The sequence below is a fragment of the Salinisphaera sp. SPP-AMP-43 genome, assembly GCF_049568105.1.
Taxonomy (GTDB): domain Bacteria; phylum Pseudomonadota; class Gammaproteobacteria; order Nevskiales; family Salinisphaeraceae; genus Salinisphaera.
This window is the reverse complement of record NZ_CP145335.1, coordinates 3390240-3404904: the sequence shown is the minus strand read 5'-3', so window position 1 is coordinate 3404904 and position 14665 is coordinate 3390240. Positions and strand designations below refer to the sequence as shown.

The 14665-nt window shown below is 62.2% G+C and carries 12 protein-coding genes; 7 read left to right on the top strand and 5 right to left on the bottom strand.

All coding sequences use genetic code 11. From position 1 onward, the window contains the following. Nucleotides 1-7 precede the first annotated feature (7 nt). Complete coding sequence (locus tag V5738_RS14580; RefSeq protein ID WP_423821545.1) at nucleotides 8-874, bottom strand: hypothetical protein; 867 nt, start codon at nucleotides 872-874, stop codon at nucleotides 8-10. A 234-nt stretch (nucleotides 875-1108) separates the two neighbouring features. Here V5738_RS14580 and proV point away from each other — a divergent pair, with 234 nt between their 5' ends. The 5 genes from proV (at nucleotide 1109) to V5738_RS14555 (ending at nucleotide 6497) form a co-directional block, all read left to right on the top strand. Then, a complete protein-coding gene (gene proV / locus V5738_RS14575; protein ID WP_423821544.1) occupies nucleotides 1109-2347 on the top strand; it encodes a glycine betaine/L-proline ABC transporter ATP-binding protein ProV in 1239 nt (412 codons plus the stop codon). Further along, nucleotides 2347-3294 carry an ABC transporter permease gene (locus V5738_RS14570; RefSeq protein ID WP_423821543.1) on the top strand — a complete coding sequence of 316 codons (948 nt, stop codon included), beginning with the start codon at nucleotides 2347-2349 and terminating at the stop codon, nucleotides 3292-3294. The genes proV and V5738_RS14570 overlap by 1 nt, the downstream gene beginning before the upstream one ends. Nucleotides 3295-3351: 57 nt before the next feature. Next, nucleotides 3352-4239 (top strand): glycine betaine ABC transporter substrate-binding protein, encoded by an 888-nt coding sequence (locus V5738_RS14565; RefSeq protein WP_423821542.1) that lies wholly within the window; start codon nucleotides 3352-3354, stop codon nucleotides 4237-4239. Between the two features lie 84 nt (nucleotides 4240-4323). After that, a complete protein-coding gene (locus V5738_RS14560) occupies nucleotides 4324-5226 on the top strand; it encodes a glycine betaine ABC transporter substrate-binding protein (RefSeq protein ID WP_423821541.1) in 903 nt (300 codons plus the stop codon). Nucleotides 5227-5294: 68 nt separating this feature from the next. Further along, nucleotides 5295-6497, top strand: coding sequence for an MFS transporter (locus V5738_RS14555; protein ID WP_423821540.1), 1203 nt, complete (start codon nucleotides 5295-5297; stop codon nucleotides 6495-6497). Between the two features lie 4 nt (nucleotides 6498-6501). On the opposite strand, the gene V5738_RS14550 is transcribed toward V5738_RS14555, so the two are convergent. The 3 genes from V5738_RS14550 to V5738_RS14540 form a co-directional block, all read right to left on the bottom strand. Beyond that, a complete protein-coding gene (locus V5738_RS14550; protein WP_423821539.1) occupies nucleotides 6502-8289 on the bottom strand; it encodes an ABCB family ABC transporter ATP-binding protein/permease in 1788 nt (595 codons plus the stop codon). Between the two features lie 49 nt (nucleotides 8290-8338). Beyond that, nucleotides 8339-8890 carry a lipocalin family protein gene (locus V5738_RS14545; protein ID WP_423821538.1) on the bottom strand — a complete coding sequence of 184 codons (552 nt, stop codon included), beginning with the start codon at nucleotides 8888-8890 and terminating at the stop codon, nucleotides 8339-8341. Between the two features lie 117 nt (nucleotides 8891-9007). After that, entirely contained in the window at nucleotides 9008-10468 is a 1461-nt protein-coding gene (locus V5738_RS14540) for an alanine/glycine:cation symporter family protein (RefSeq protein WP_423821537.1), read from the bottom strand. A 403-nt stretch (nucleotides 10469-10871) separates the two neighbouring features. On the opposite strand from V5738_RS14540, the gene V5738_RS14535 reads away from it, so the two are divergent. Together V5738_RS14535 and V5738_RS14530 are read left to right on the top strand one after the other, a co-directional pair. Further along, on the top strand, nucleotides 10872-12113 hold the full coding sequence (locus V5738_RS14535) for an NAD(P)/FAD-dependent oxidoreductase (protein WP_423821536.1): 1242 nt from the start codon (nucleotides 10872-10874) through the stop codon (nucleotides 12111-12113). Nucleotides 12114-12148: 35 nt separating this feature from the next. Continuing rightward, nucleotides 12149-13480 carry a lytic murein transglycosylase gene (locus tag V5738_RS14530; protein WP_423821535.1) on the top strand — a complete coding sequence of 444 codons (1332 nt, stop codon included), beginning with the start codon at nucleotides 12149-12151 and terminating at the stop codon, nucleotides 13478-13480. Between the two features lie 82 nt (nucleotides 13481-13562). Here V5738_RS14530 and V5738_RS14525 read toward each other — a convergent pair whose 3' ends face one another. Beyond that, nucleotides 13563-14546, bottom strand: coding sequence for an aldo/keto reductase (locus V5738_RS14525; protein WP_423821534.1), 984 nt, complete (start codon nucleotides 14544-14546; stop codon nucleotides 13563-13565). Nucleotides 14547-14665: the final 119 nt, after the last annotated feature.

Below are 14665 nucleotides of genomic sequence, written 5' to 3'. Positions count from 1 at the left end.
TTGTGACCTATCGGTCGACCATGGCGGCCAATCGGGCGCTTTTGATGCCACGTTTTTTGATACGCCCCAGGGCGGCGGTCTCGATCTGTACGCTGCGACAGATCCGTGCGCAGCGCTCGTAGGTTTCCAGAAACTCGAACGTTTCGGCGATGTCGCCCAGGCCACAGTCGCTCATATGGGCCAAAACCCGGTCGCGTGAGGCTGGGTCGAGCCAGCGGTCGGTCGTCTTAGCCAAGCCTTCGCCCACCAGCGTATCGGCATGCCAGTTTTTGATATCGATGGCGCAGAATGCCCCGCTGTCTGCCCGTTGGACCAGATTGGGTGCGATCGGGTCGCGATAATCGAAACCGATTCTTAGATGAGACGGGCGCAAATCGGCGCTTTTTGCCCGTAAGGCCTCTATTAATGCGCTATCGATGAGACCCCGGCGGTGCAGGTAGACGAGGTTACTTTCGTGTTGGGCCCCGTAGCCAGTCTGCTCTAGTGGCACCAGGCGCGATCCTCGGCGGGCGAACTCGGTGAAACAGCGCGCGATGGCATCGATTTCGATGCAGCTCATCCGGTCATAGGGCTGGCCGTCGACAAACTCGACCCATAACTGCCGCCCCCGGGTATGGCGCCACTGGGGGAGGTGCTGGCTCGGGCCGAAACGCTGCAGGTTACGCGTGACCCGGGCCGCTGTGGCCGCGTCGTTGAAGGTGATCTTTTTATAGACCGGATGGTCTTGTTCGAAGACCAGGTGCACATCGTAGTCCGCGCGATGCCAACGACCCAGAGTACGCAGGAGACGGCGTTTGAAGCGCTTGACCGGCCCATAGACAGAGCGGTGCGGCAGCCGCTCGATGTCGGCCGTAACCAGTTCGTAACTCGACATAGGCGCTAACGCTACCAGTAACCGATAAGCAGTGCATCAGGAAGATGTCAAGGGCGCGACAAGGTCCTGATTTTTTAAGAAATTTTTGCACTATGCAGGAGTATATCTAAGTGGCTGTAAATAAGCGCATTTTTTTGTGCGGGCCTCGGGATCTACGCTGGGTGCATAGGGGGCGACATACGGAGAATCCCTGATCGGCGCGAAAATTGCGTTATGATAGGCCGTTGAATTTGCATGGCTCGAGGGGCGCGTTTGAATACCAAGCTGTCCGTAGAACACGTCTACAAAATTTTTGGGGCACATCCGAAGCGCGCGATGGAGCGCGTTCAAAAGGGGCAAGGCAAGGATCAGATCTTTGCCGAAACCGGCATGACCGTGGGGGTCTCGGATGCCGGATTCGAAGTCCAGGAGGGTGAGATTTTCGTCGTCATGGGGCTATCGGGCTCCGGTAAGTCGACCCTGGTCCGCATGCTTAATCGCTTGATCGAGCCTAGCTCGGGAGCGATCAAGATCAACGGGCGCGACATCACCCAGATGAGCCATAAAGAGCTCATCGAGCTGCGGCGCCATGAGATCAGCATGGTCTTCCAGTCGTTTGCGCTGATGCCGCATCAGACCGTGCTGGAAAATACGGCCTTCGGTCTGGTCACGGCTGGGGTCGAGCGTGAAGAGCGCGAAAAGCGTGCCCTCGAGGCGCTGGATGCGGTGGGTCTGAAGGCCAATGCCAACAGCTACCCTGACGAGTTGTCCGGGGGTATGAAACAGCGTGTTGGACTGGCTCGGGCGCTGGCGGTTAACCCCGGTATCCTGCTGATGGACGAAGCATTCTCGGCGCTGGACCCGCTGATCCGAACCGAAATGCAGGACGAGCTGCTGCGCCTGCAGTCCGAACAGGCCCGCACCGTGGTCTTCATTACCCACGACCTGGACGAAGCCATGCGCGTCGGCGACCGGATCGCCATCATGCAGTCCGGCGAAGTGGTCCAGGTCGGTACGCCAGAAGAGATCGTGCGCAACCCGGCCAACGACTATGTGCGCTCGTTCTTCCGCGACGTCAACGTCGGCCATGTCTTTACCGCCCGCGATATCGCCAAGCGCGATCAGGTCACGGTCATCGAGCGGGCCGGGTCCAGCGTACGGGCGGCCCTGTCGCGCTTGAACCAGTACGACCGTCCGGCGGCCGTGGTCCACGATCGCAATCGCAAGTATCTCGGTACCGTCAGTGCCGATTCGCTGGAAGCCTGTATCGAGCAGTTGGCCAAGGACGAAGAGGGCAATATCGAACAGGCCTTCGTCAGCGGCGTACCGATCATCGAGGCCAGCACCGCGCTGACCGAGCTGCTCGAACCGGTGGCTGAATCGCCACACCCGGTGCCCGTGCTCGACGAGAACGGCCGCTATCTCGGCACCATCTCGCGCTCGGCGCTGCTGCATACGCTCAACCGGACCGAACACGACCAGGATGTTGCCTGATGTATCACTTCTCTATTGAAGCTGCCGGCTTCTGGCAGCAACTGTCCAACCAATTCGTGATCAACCTGCCGATCGGGGACTGGTTCACGGCCATCGTGAATTTCATGCAGACCCATTTCGAGCTGTTTTTCACGATCGTGTCGGCGATCATCAGTTTTGTGGCCGACAATCTCACGGCGTTTTTCAGCTGGCTACCAGCGCCGTTAGTGTTCATCGTGCTGGCCGTACTGGCACTGTGGCGGGTTGGTTGGCAGTTCACGTTGTTCGTGTTGGTCGCCCTGTACGTGGTGCTCGGCATGGATCTATGGCCAGAAACCATGGATACGCTCGGTTTGGTATTGGCTGCCACGCTGGCGGCGCTCGGGGTCGGGCTGCCGCTGGGCGTGTTGATGGCTAAAAGCGACATCGTGCAGACCATCATCCGGCCGATACTCGACTTCATGCAGACTCTGCCGGCGTTCGTGTATCTGATTCCGGCTGTGATCTTTTTCGGCACCGGCCGGGTACCGGGTGTGATTGCTACCGTGATCTTTTCGATGCCGCCGGCGGTACGTCTGATGAACATCGGCATTCGCTACGTGCCGACCGAAAACGTCGAGGCGGGCAAGGCGTTTGGTTGCAACGGGCTGCAGTTGCTGTGGCGGGTCGAGTTGCCGCTGGCCCTGCCGTCGATCATGGCCGGTATCAACCAGACCATCATGCTGGCGCTGTCGATGGTGGTCATTGCCTCGATGATCGGCGCGGGCGGCCTGGGTGATCCGGTGCTGGCTGGTATTCAGCAGTTGCGTCTGGGCACCGGCTTCCAGGGCGGACTTGGTGTTGTGATTCTTGCAATTATTCTTGATCGTCTGACCCAAAGTTTTGGTCAGCGTAAGAGGGGTGACAGCCTCTTTTCTCGGCTAAAAAACTTGTTCGGCGGGTCGGCCAATCAGTCGAACACTGCTTGATCGACAACTCCAAAATTGACAGTATTCATAGTTAGGACTGACTAGGGAGAAATATCGATGAAATTTCGAATGAAAAGCGTCGTAGGCGCGGCACTGATGGGGGCCACGGTTGCCATGAGCAGCTTCGGCAGTGCGCAGGCAGCCAGCGGCGACAAGACCATCACGCTCGGCTGGACCGCCTGGTCGGATGCCGAATTCGTCACCAAGCTGGCGAAGCAGGTCATTGAACAACGCACCGATTACAGCGTCGATCTCAAGATGGCGTCGATCGGCGTGCAGTATCAGGGCGTGGCCAACGGCGATCTGGACGGCATGCTGATGGCCTGGTTGCCGGATACGCACGCCGATTACTGGGACAAGGTCAAAGGCCAGGTCGACGACCTCGGCACCCTGTATGAAGGCGCCAAGCTGGGTTGGGTCGTGCCGGACTACGTGCCGGAGGATCAGCTGAACTCGATCACCGATCTGAAGAAAGACGCGGTCAAGTCCAAGGTCGGCGGCAAGATCCAAGGCATCGATCCGGGCGCCGGGCTGATGCAGCTGTCGGAAAAGACCATGAAAGCCTATGGCTTGAACGACGACTACCGTCTGGTTTCGGCCAGTGGCGCGGCGATGACCGCTGCTCTGGCGCGGGCCGAGAAAAAGCATGACTGGATCGTGGTGACCAGCTGGACCCCGCACTGGATGTTCGGCAAGTGGAACCTGCGTTTCCTGAAGGATCCGAAGGGTACCCTGGGTTCGGCGCAGCATATCGATGCTGTCGTGCGTAAGGGCTTCAGCGATGATTATCCGGAAGTCGCCAGCATGCTGAGCAATATGCATATCCCGCTCGAAGAGCTGCAGGCAGCGATGTACAACGCACGCCAGACCAGCTACAAGAAGGCGATCAACCAGTACATCAAAAAGCATCCGGACGAGATCGACAGCTGGTTCAAGAACAGCTGATCCTGGTTGGCTACGTCCTTAACAAGGGCGATCGAGCCCGGCCATAGGCCGGGCTTTTTTTATGGGCGGATTGCCATTGCTGTTATGACGATAAAGAGATACGGCCGAGGGTGGTGGGCGGTGGTGCTGGTCGCCATGCTCATGCTGAGCGGCTGCAGCGCCGATCGCCAGAGCCCATCGGCCGAGGACACCATCACGATCGGCTGGACGGCCTGGGACGATGCCGAGTTCGTGACCCGGCTCGCCCGGGCGGTCATCGAAAAACACACCGATCACCATGTGCGTATCAAGCTGGCCGGTATCGAGCAGCAGTACCAAGGTGTGGCCGAAGGCCGGTACGACGCCATGCTCATGGCTTGGTTGCCCGATACCCATGCGCGCTACTGGGCCGACTACCGGGATCAGGTGGTCGATTTGGGTACGCTATATCGCGGCGGGCAGCTCGGCTGGGCCGTACCCGATTATGTGCCGGCCGAGCAGCTCGGCAGCATCGCTGATCTGGCCGATGCCGAGGTGGCCGATCGGCTCGGGCACCGAATCCAGGGCATCGACCCCGGGGCTGGCTTGATGCAGCTCTCCGAGCAGGCGATTGCAGCCTATAACCTGGCCGACCGGTACCAGTTGGTAGCAGCCGATGCCCACGCTATGACCGGTGCGTTGGCCCAGGCCGAACAAAACCGGGCCTGGATCGTGGTCACAGGGTGGACGCCGCACTGGATGTTCGCCAAATGGCGGCTGCGCTTCTTGCTCGACCCCAAAGGCGCGCTGGGTACGCCGCAGCGCGTCGATGCCCTGGCACGGCCGGGGTTTCGCGAAGACTATCCTCGAGTCGCGGCGATCCTGTCGGCCATGCAGCTATCGCTGGCCGAGCTTCAGGCCGCCATGTTCGAGGCCGAACAGACCAGCTATAAAAATGCCGTGGCCCAGTTCATGAATCAGCACCAGGCGCAAGTACGGCGTTGGGTGCAGTCCGCTGACAATGAATAAGCCAGGCCAGGCTTGCCAGACGCTGGCGGCCTGCTAGCCTGACGGTCTGATTCCGACTGATGTATCGCATGGCCCGTTCCGCCAGCGCCGCCGCCGTATTTCTCGGTGTCGCGGCGACCTTCGCGATCAACATGATGGGTACCACGCTGCCCACGCCGCTCTACCCGATCTACCAGCAAGCGTTTGGGTTTTCCGAGCTGATGATCACGGTGATCTTTGCGGTTTATGCCGTGGGCGTGATCGCTGCCCTTATCGTTACCGGCAGCTGGTCCGATCAGATCGGGCGACGGCCGATGCTCTTGCTGGGGCTGTTGTTGTCGGCGGCCAGTGCGTTCTGTTTCATCTGGGGTGGGGCGTTGACGCCTTTGTTGCTGGGCCGCCTGCTGTCTGGGTTGTCGGCCGGTATTTTTACCGGTACGGCCACCGTTGCCGTGGTCGAATTGACGCCATCGGCTTGGCGTAATCAGGCCACATTGGTCGCGACCGCGGCCAATATGGGCGGCTTGGGGCTGGGCCCGTTCGTGGCCGGCTGGCTGGCTGAATATGCGCCCTGGCCGTTGCATCTGTGTTTCATCGTCGACCTGGTGTTGATCGGGCTGGCGTTGATCGCGGTCTTCGTCGCTCCTGAAACCGCCAAGCGACCCGAGCGACCGCGGCTGTCGATCCGTAAACCGGCAGTGCCGCCGGCGGTACGCGGCGTGTTTGTGCCGGCAGCTACAGCTGGGTTTGCCGGCTTTGCGGTAATGGGGTTGTTCACGGCGATTGCGCCGGCGTTTATCGGCGAGGTGCTGGGCTACAGCAATCATGCCCTGACCGGCGTCGTGGTAGTTCTGTTGTTCATTGGCTCGATCATCGGTCAGACCCAGCAGGGACGGCTGCCGCGCGCCTGGCGGCTGCCGCTAGGCTGTATTGGGCTGATCCTGGGCATGGGATTCTTGATCGCTTCGATCGAAGTCGGGTCGCTGGCATTGATGACGATCGGCGGCGTGATCGCTGGCGCCGGCCAGGGGGCGTCGTTTCGTGCCGGCATGGGCGAGATCACTGCGGCCAGCCCAGTCGAGCGCCGTGCCGAGGTCGCCTCGACGTTCTTTGTCGTGGCCTATGTCGCGATCTCGATTCCGGTGGTCGGCCTCGGCCTGATCGCCCGGGCGCTGGATCTGGCAACAGCCGGGGCGATCTTCGCAGCCGCCGTAGCGGTTCTGGCGGCCGCCTCGGCGCTACTGCTGTGGTTGCGTCAGCGCCGCTACGGCCAGACCTCGTCTGTGGCCTGACCGGCTAGTCTTGTTCGCGCTGCTGTAGTCGCCACATGCGGGCATAGACGCCGTTGGCGACCAGCAGCGTGGCATGGTCGCCGGCTTCGGCGACGCGACCGTCCTCGAGCACGATGATCGTATCGGCATCCACCACCGTGGATAGCCGATGCGCGATCACCAGCGTGGTGTGATCGGCAGCCAGTTCGGCCAGCGCGGCGGTAATGGCCCGCTCGGCCTCGCTGTCCAGCGACGAAGTCGCCTCGTCGAAGATCATGATTGCCGGATTCTTGAGAATGGCCCGGGCGATGGCGATACGCTGTTTTTCACCGCCGGATAGCTTGAGTCCGCGCTCACCCACCCGTGTATCCATGCCGTCCGGCAGCCGTTCGATAAAGGCATCGAGATGGGCCAGCCGGGCGGCCCGGGCGATTTCGGCCTCGGTCGCGCTCTCGGGCGCGCCGTAGGCGATGTTGTAGCCGATGGTGTCGTTGAACAGCACCGTGTCCTGGGGCACCACGCCAATGGCATTGCGCAGATCGGCCAGCGATAAATCGCGTAGGTCGCGGCCATCGATACGGATCGCCCCAGCGTCTACATCGTAGAAGCGAAATAGCAGCCGGGCCAGGGTGGATTTGCCGGCCCCAGACTGGCCAACCACGGCCAGTTTGGCCCCCGGGGCGATACGAAAGCTGACCTCGTGCAAGATTTCGCGGTCGCTCGAATAGCCGAAACGGACTGCATCGAACACGATCTCAGGCCGACCGCCGCGCAGCCGCCCGGCACCGCTGCGCTCGGTAACATCGGGCTCGATATCGAGCAGGGCGAACATGTGCGCAGTATCGGCCATGGCTTTTTTGAGTTCGCGATAGACAAAGCCCAGCGCCGACAGCGGCAGGAACAGCTGCAGCATGTAGGCGTTAATCATGGTCAGGTCGCCCAGCGTCATGGCGCCGGCCACGACCCGTTCGCTGGCCAGGATCATCATTGCCGTCATCGCCAGCGCAATCACCAGCGCCTGTAGCGTATTGAGCACGCCCAGCGAACGGCGGGCGCGGCCCATGGCTTCGGCCCAGTGCCCGAGCTCGGTGTCGTAGCGGCGGGCTTCGAAGGCTTCATTGCCGAAATATTTGACCGTTTCGTAGTTGAGCAGGCTATCCACGGCCCGGGTATTGGCGGCGGCATCGCGGCGGTTGGATTCGCGGACATGGCGGGTTCGCCATTCGGTCAGGGCTGCGGTCACAGCCACATAGGCGACCACGCTGACCAGTACGATCACGGCGAACCACAGCGAGTAGTAGTACAGCAGAATGATCGCGACCAGGCCGATCTCGAAGGCGGTCGGCAGGATGTTGAACAGCATGAAACGCAGCAAAAAACGGATGCCGCCGAGGCCGCGCTCAATATCCCGCGACAGTCCGCCGGTGCGCCGCGACAGATGAAAGTCCAGATCCAGCCGATGCAGATGCGAAAACACACCGAGGGCGACCTGGTGCATGGTGCGCTCGGTGACCCGGCCGAATACCAGATCGCGTATCTGGCCGAACAGGGTCGAGGTCAGTCGCAGTGCCCCATAGGCCAGTAGCAGACCGAGCGGCAGCACGAGCGCCGCGCTGTGTTCGGAGCGATCGAGGCTGTCGACGATGTGCTTGAGCGCGATCGGCAGCAGCACTGCAGCGCCCTTGGCAGCGATCAGAAACAACAGGGCCAGTCCGACCCGTGGGGCATGGGCTTTCAGGTAAGGCGTCAGGTCGCTCAGGCGACGCCATTCGGCGCGGCGCGTGGCCGCACTGTCAGCCCAGCGCCGGCTCAAAACGACGGCTGGAACGGGAGAGCATCAGCAATAAACAGATGAGTTGGCGTCATAGATCGTCGCGTTGGGATAGTGGCTGCTGGGGGACGCGGCGCAGTTTACTGGTGTCGTAGCCCAGATTCTGCACTCGCTGTACCAGCGTGTTGTAGCGATGCGCGCTGATATGCGGCTTGCGCGCCATGATCCACACATAGTCGCGTTTGTCGCGCGCCACAATCGTCGTTTCATAGTCTGGGCTGACGTAGGAAATCACATACTGCAGCCGCAGAACCCAGTAGAAATGCATTGCCCAGACGGCGTTGCCGGTGTCCGGGATGACGGTGCCACTCGGCGTCATCGTCTTCATCGGCCCGTCGAAGCCACCGTCGCGATAGGTGAATTTGACGTTGATCTGGTCGTCGCTGTTTTTCGAATAACGCTCGATTTCGTTGTAGGCGTTTTTGGTTTTCGACGGCGGGATATGCGCGATCACATACCAAGCCCCCATGAACCGATCGAGATCGACGTCATGCTCGCGCGGGAAATCCGAACTGGGCACCACGCTGCAGGCCGTCAGCGACAGCGTAATAGCCAGCGGTCCGAGGAAACGCAGATTGGGCATGGCCAGACTCCTGGGTTGCGGGCCCGGCCGCGGCCGAGCGGCCGATATCGGGGCCGGTGTGCCGGCCCCGTCCAGTTCGATACTACGCCCGTCTAGCGTATTCGGATGCGGCCGAGGTCAGTCCCAGATGCCCGGTTCGACCTGTTCGGGGCGCTTGAGTACGCGCTTGTTGAACACTGGTTCCTCGGTACCGTCGCGGCGCTGTTTTTCGTAGTCGCGTAGCACCCGCACCGAGATCGGGAACAGGACCAGGATCGCCGCCAGGTTGGTAGTGGCCATCAGTCCCATGGCCAGATCGGCGAAATGCCAGACGAAGGTCAGCGAAGCGACCGAGCCGATGCCGACCATCGCCAGGAGAAACGGCCGCATCCAGGCAAACACGGTGTCGCCCCGTCGGCCGGCCAGATAGTCGACGTTGATTTCGGTATAGGCGAAATTGGCCAGAATCGAGCTATAGGCAAAGAACACGATCGCGATCGCGATGAACCATTCGCCGAAGGTGCCCAGATGCTCGGCCATGGCGTCCTGGGTCAGCTTGATGCCTTCCAGCGACTGGCCAGCGGCATGCGCCTGCAGGATGTGGTCGTAGACGCCCGACAGCAGGATCACCACCGCCGTGCAGCTGCAGATGATCAGCGTATCGATGACCACACCGAACGACTGCACCAGTCCCTGGGCCGCCGGGTGCCGAACATCGGCGGTGGCCGCAGCATTGGGCGTCGAGCCCATGCCGGCCTCGTTCGAGAACAGGCCGCGCTGCACGCCGTTTTTCAGTGCGGCCATGACCGCATAGCCCGCTGCGCCGCCGGCCACCGGCCCGTAGCCGAAGGCGGATTTCACGATCAGCGCCAGCATCGCCGGCACTTGATCGTAGTTCACGATCAGGATGTAAGCCGCCACCAGAAAATAGCCGACCGCCATCACCGGTACGATGAACTCGGCGGTGCGGGCGATCGAGCGGATGCCGCCATACACCACGATCGCGGTCAGCCCCATCAGCACGATCGCGGTGACCCAGTTCGGGATCCCGAAACCGCCCTGCAGGCCCTGGGCGATGGTGTTGGCCTGGGCGCCACAGAAAGCAAAGCCATAGGCGATGATCAGGAACACCGAAAACAGGATGCTCATCCAGCGCTGGCCCAAGGCCCGCTCCATGTAGAAGGCGGGGCCGCCGCGATACACCCCGTCGCCGTGTTGGACCTTGTAGATCTGGCCCAGGGTGCATTCGATGAAGGTCGTGGCAATACCGACCACGGCGGTCATCCACATCCAGAAAATCGCCCCCGGGCCGCCAACGAACAACGCCAGGGCCACGCCGGCCAGGTTGCCGGTCCCGACCCGGGCCGCCAGCGAGGTTGCGAGCGCTTGGAACGAACTCACGCCCTTGCCGCTGCCTTTTTCGGTGAATACCAGCACCGCCATATGAAACAGCATGCGGAATTGCACGAAGCGCGTGGCGATGGTGAATACCAGCCCGGCGCCCAAGAGCAGGTAAGTCAGAATCCAGCCCCAGATGAAGCTGCTGACCGGATTGAGTACCGAATTGACGGCCTGTTCCAACGTCTCGATAAACGTCATTGATTGTTCTCCCTGGCGTGTCTGGATCTACACGCGATGCGGCTGGTGGCAACAGCCTGGTCTCGGACCTTGCCGACCCTAATCCGGATGACGGCAATAGCGCGGCGGCGAGCCTGCCGGTCACGGGTCATGCGACGCAAGCATAGGCCATGCCATGCCGAGCGGATTACGGCCGCTTTACCCCTAGGCCGGTTTGTATTCACTTGGCCCCAAAATGCGCAGCGCTTCGGCCGGGGCGCTGGGCAGTATCCATTATCGTTGTACGCCGATCATCGACGCTATGCCAGGGGTGCCGGCGTCATGCAGCGCTAGGCGCATGCGTGGCGGCCGATATGGGCAGGGCAGGCGAATGTAATGCGCCGGCTTGGGTGGTGCCGCTGGGCCAAGGCGCAGTAGTCCGCGTATGCGACAATCGCAGCCGATGGCGGCCGACGGCTCGATGATGGCGAAATCTTTCGATACGGATGTGATCGTGCTCGGCGGCGGTGCGGCCGGGCTGATGTGTGCCGCGGTGGCCGGAGCCCGCGGGCGACGGGTACAGGTCTTGGAAAAGACCCGGCGCTGCGGCAAGAAGATCCTCATGTCCGGCGGCGGGCGCTGTAATTTCACCAATCTCTACAGCGGTCCAGAGAATTTCCTGTCGGCCAATCCACACTACTGCAAATCGGCGCTGGCCCGTTATACGCCCGCCGATTTCATCGCCCTGGTCGACGCCCACGGCATCGCCTATCACGAAAAAGAACGCGGCCAGCTGTTCTGCGATGACTCGTCCAAGCAGATCGTACGCATGCTGCTCGACGAATGCCGCGCGGCCGGCGTTGGCATCGAGACCGAGGCCGATATTCGCAGCGTCGAGCGGTATGCGGCCGGCGGCTACCGGGTCGAGGCAGCGTCGGCGGTCTGGACCGCCGAGTCGGTAGTGGTCGCCACCGGCGGTCTATCGATCCCGAAGATGGGGGCTACGGGCTTCGGTTTTGACCTGGCCCGACAGTTCGGACTGCCGGTACGCGAGCCACGGGCCGCACTTGTGCCGTTCACGCTGGACAAAGCCGCGGGCCAGTCGTTTGCCCAGCTGTCCGGGTTGGGTCTGGAGGTCGGCGCACGGGCGGGCGAGGGCGATTTCGATGCTGGCATGTTGTTCACCCATCGCGGCCTGAGCGGACCGGCGATGCTGCAGGTGTCGTCCTACTGGCAGCCGGGCGAGACAGTGGCGGTGGATTTCCTGCCCGGTACGGATGCCGCGGCATGGCTGGCCGAGCGGCGCACGGCGCGCCCCAACGCTCGACTGTCGAGTGTGCTGGCCGAGCGTCTGCCCAAGCGTCTTGCGGCCTGCCTGTGTCGCGAGGCCGGGGCCGAGAAACTGGGCGATCCTCGGCTCAAGGCCATGTCCGAGGCTGAGCTTGTACGGCTCGGTGAACGGCTGACCGACTGGCATTTCGAACCCGATGGCACCGAAGGCTATCGCACGGCCGAAGTTACCCTGGGTGGGGTCGATACCGATGTATTGTCGTCGGCGACGATGGCCGCCCGCGATCTCCCGGGACTGTATTTCATCGGCGAAGTCGTGGATGTGACCGGGCATCTTGGCGGGCACAATTTTCAGTGGGCCTGGGCCTCCGCACAGGCTGCGGGTCAGGTAGTCTAGGGGCCGCTTATTTTTTACAAAAGCGATCCCGGTTCATGCTGTATCGACGCCTTCGGCTGACCCTACCCCTCGTCGTGCTCTTATTGGCAGGCTGTGCAACCGAGCCCTCGGCACAGTCGCACCCCGCCCAGTCGGCCACGGCCTCGCAAACGACACCGCCGGCAGTTGAGGCGGCCCATGATTCGGGCAGCGGTCGCCCGGAAGCTGCCAGCGCTGGGTCTATCGACGGCCACAACGCGGCCGGATTCCAACGCTGGGTGGCTGGATTTCGCCAGCGAGCGGCGGCCCGCGGTGTGTCGCAGACCACCCTTGAGCGCGCCTTCGGCAAGGCCGAGTTCTTGCCGCGGATCATCGAGCTGGACAATCGCCAGCCGGAATTCAATCGCGCGATCTGGGACTATCTGGATACTGCGGTTTCCGACACCCGGGTCGCCCACGGCCGTGACAAGCTCTCGGCCTATGGCGGGATTGCCAACCGGGATACGGCGCAATATGGCGTCCCGGCGGCAGTGCTCATGGCGATCTGGGGCATCGAGAGCAACTACGGCGGCAATTTCGGCAACTACGAAACCATCGATGCATTGGCCACCCTGGGCTATGACGGGCGTCGACAAACCTTTGCCGAAAATCAGCTCTATGCCGCGATGAAGATTCTAGACAACGGCGATATCGCCCGGCCCGACATGCGTGGCTCCTGGGCCGGGGCGATGGGCAATACCCAGTTCTTGCCGACCAGTTTCTTGAGCTATGCGGTCGATGCTGACGGCGACGACCGGCGCGATATCTGGGGCTCGATTCCGGATACGCTGGCCTCGACTGCGAACTATCTGGCCAAGAACGGTTGGCAGGCCGGCCAGCCCTGGGGGCGCGAGGTCGCGCTACCCGCGCACTTCGACTATGCCCAGGCCGATGGCGACACCAAGCGTTCTACCGCGGTCTGGCGGACGGCCGGCGTACGGGCCGTGGATTCGCGCGGTCTACCGGAGTTCGAATCAGCCGCGATCATCGCCCCGGCCGGTGCCTCCGGGCCGGCGTTCATGGTCGGCCCGAACTTTCGCGTGATTCTGCGCTACAACAACGCCACCAGCTATGCGCTCGCCGTCGGCCTGCTGGCCGATCGGATCGTCGGCAAGCCCGCTGTGCAGCAATCTTGGCCGCGCCACGAGGCACGCCTGTCGCGTGGCGATGTGCGCACGTTGCAGCGCGATCTCAACACGCTCGGCTTTGGTACCGGCACGCCGGACGGCATCGTCGGCCCCAATACCCGCTCGGGTCTGCGGGCTTTCCAGCGCGCCCACGGCCTGACTGCCGACGGGTTTCCGACTGAGCGTCTGCTCAACAAGGTCGCCGCTGCCGCCAGCGACTAACCCACAAAAGGCCATAAAAAAGCCGCCCCGGTAGGGCGGCTTGTTCGGCCGGTTCGGCCGGTGCCGATGGTTCGGCTTGGGCTTATTGATGGCCGGCGATGGCGTGCGGCACGTAGGGAGCTTCCAGCTTGGCTTTTTCGTCATCGGTGAGCGTCAGCTCCATCGCGGCGATCGCATCGTCGAGATGGCGTTCCTTGCTGGCCCCGACGATCGGCGCGGTGACCTGTGGGTGTGCGGCGACCCAAGCCAGGGCTACCTGGGCCATCGGCACGCCGCGGGCCTCGGCGACTTCGCGTACGGCAGCAACCACGGCATCGTCGGCCTGGCTGGCGCCGAGATTCCATTTCTGGGTCATCTGGTCGGTCTGCGAGCGCGTCGATTCGCCTTGCGTGCCTTGCTGCTTGCCCGCCAGTACGCCGCGCGCCAGCGGGCTCCACGGAATCACGCCGACGCCCTGATCGGCGCATAGCGGCAGCATCTCGCGTTCTTCTTCGCGATAGATCAGGTTGTACATCGGCTGCATGGTCACGAACGGGGTCCAGCCGTTGGCCCGGGCGACTTCCTGGCACTTGGCAAACTGCCAGGCGTACATGGATGAGGCGCCGATATAACGGGCCTTGCCAGCCTTGACCACGTCGTGCAGAGCTTCCATGAATTCTTCGACCGGGGTGTCGTAGTCGAAGCGATGGATCTGGTAGAGATCGACGTGATCGGTACCGAGCCGGGTCAGCGAGGCATCGATGCCATGCATGATGTGTTTACGCGACAGGCCGCGGTTATTGGCGCCGTCGCCCATCGGATTATAGACCTTGGTGGCCAGGACGAAATCCTCGCGCGCGGCATAGTCGAGCAGGGCCTTGCCGACCACTTTTTCCGATTCGCCGAGCGAATACATATCGGCGGTATCGAAGAAGTTGAGTCCGGCGTCGAGGGCCTTCTTGATGAACGGCCGTGAGGCCTGCTCGTCGAGCACCCATTCGCGCCATTCCGGGCTGCCGTAGGTCATGGTGCCTAGGCATAGCGGTGAAACCCGCGTGCCGGTCGTGCCCAGTTGCTTGAATTCCATGGGAGTCAGGGGTTTTGATATAAGTGACATCACCATAATCGGCGTTTTTCGCCCCCACAAGCACGGATCTGATCGTAGCCGACGTACGATCCAGTCGAGCGGGACCGAAGCGGCCTGGC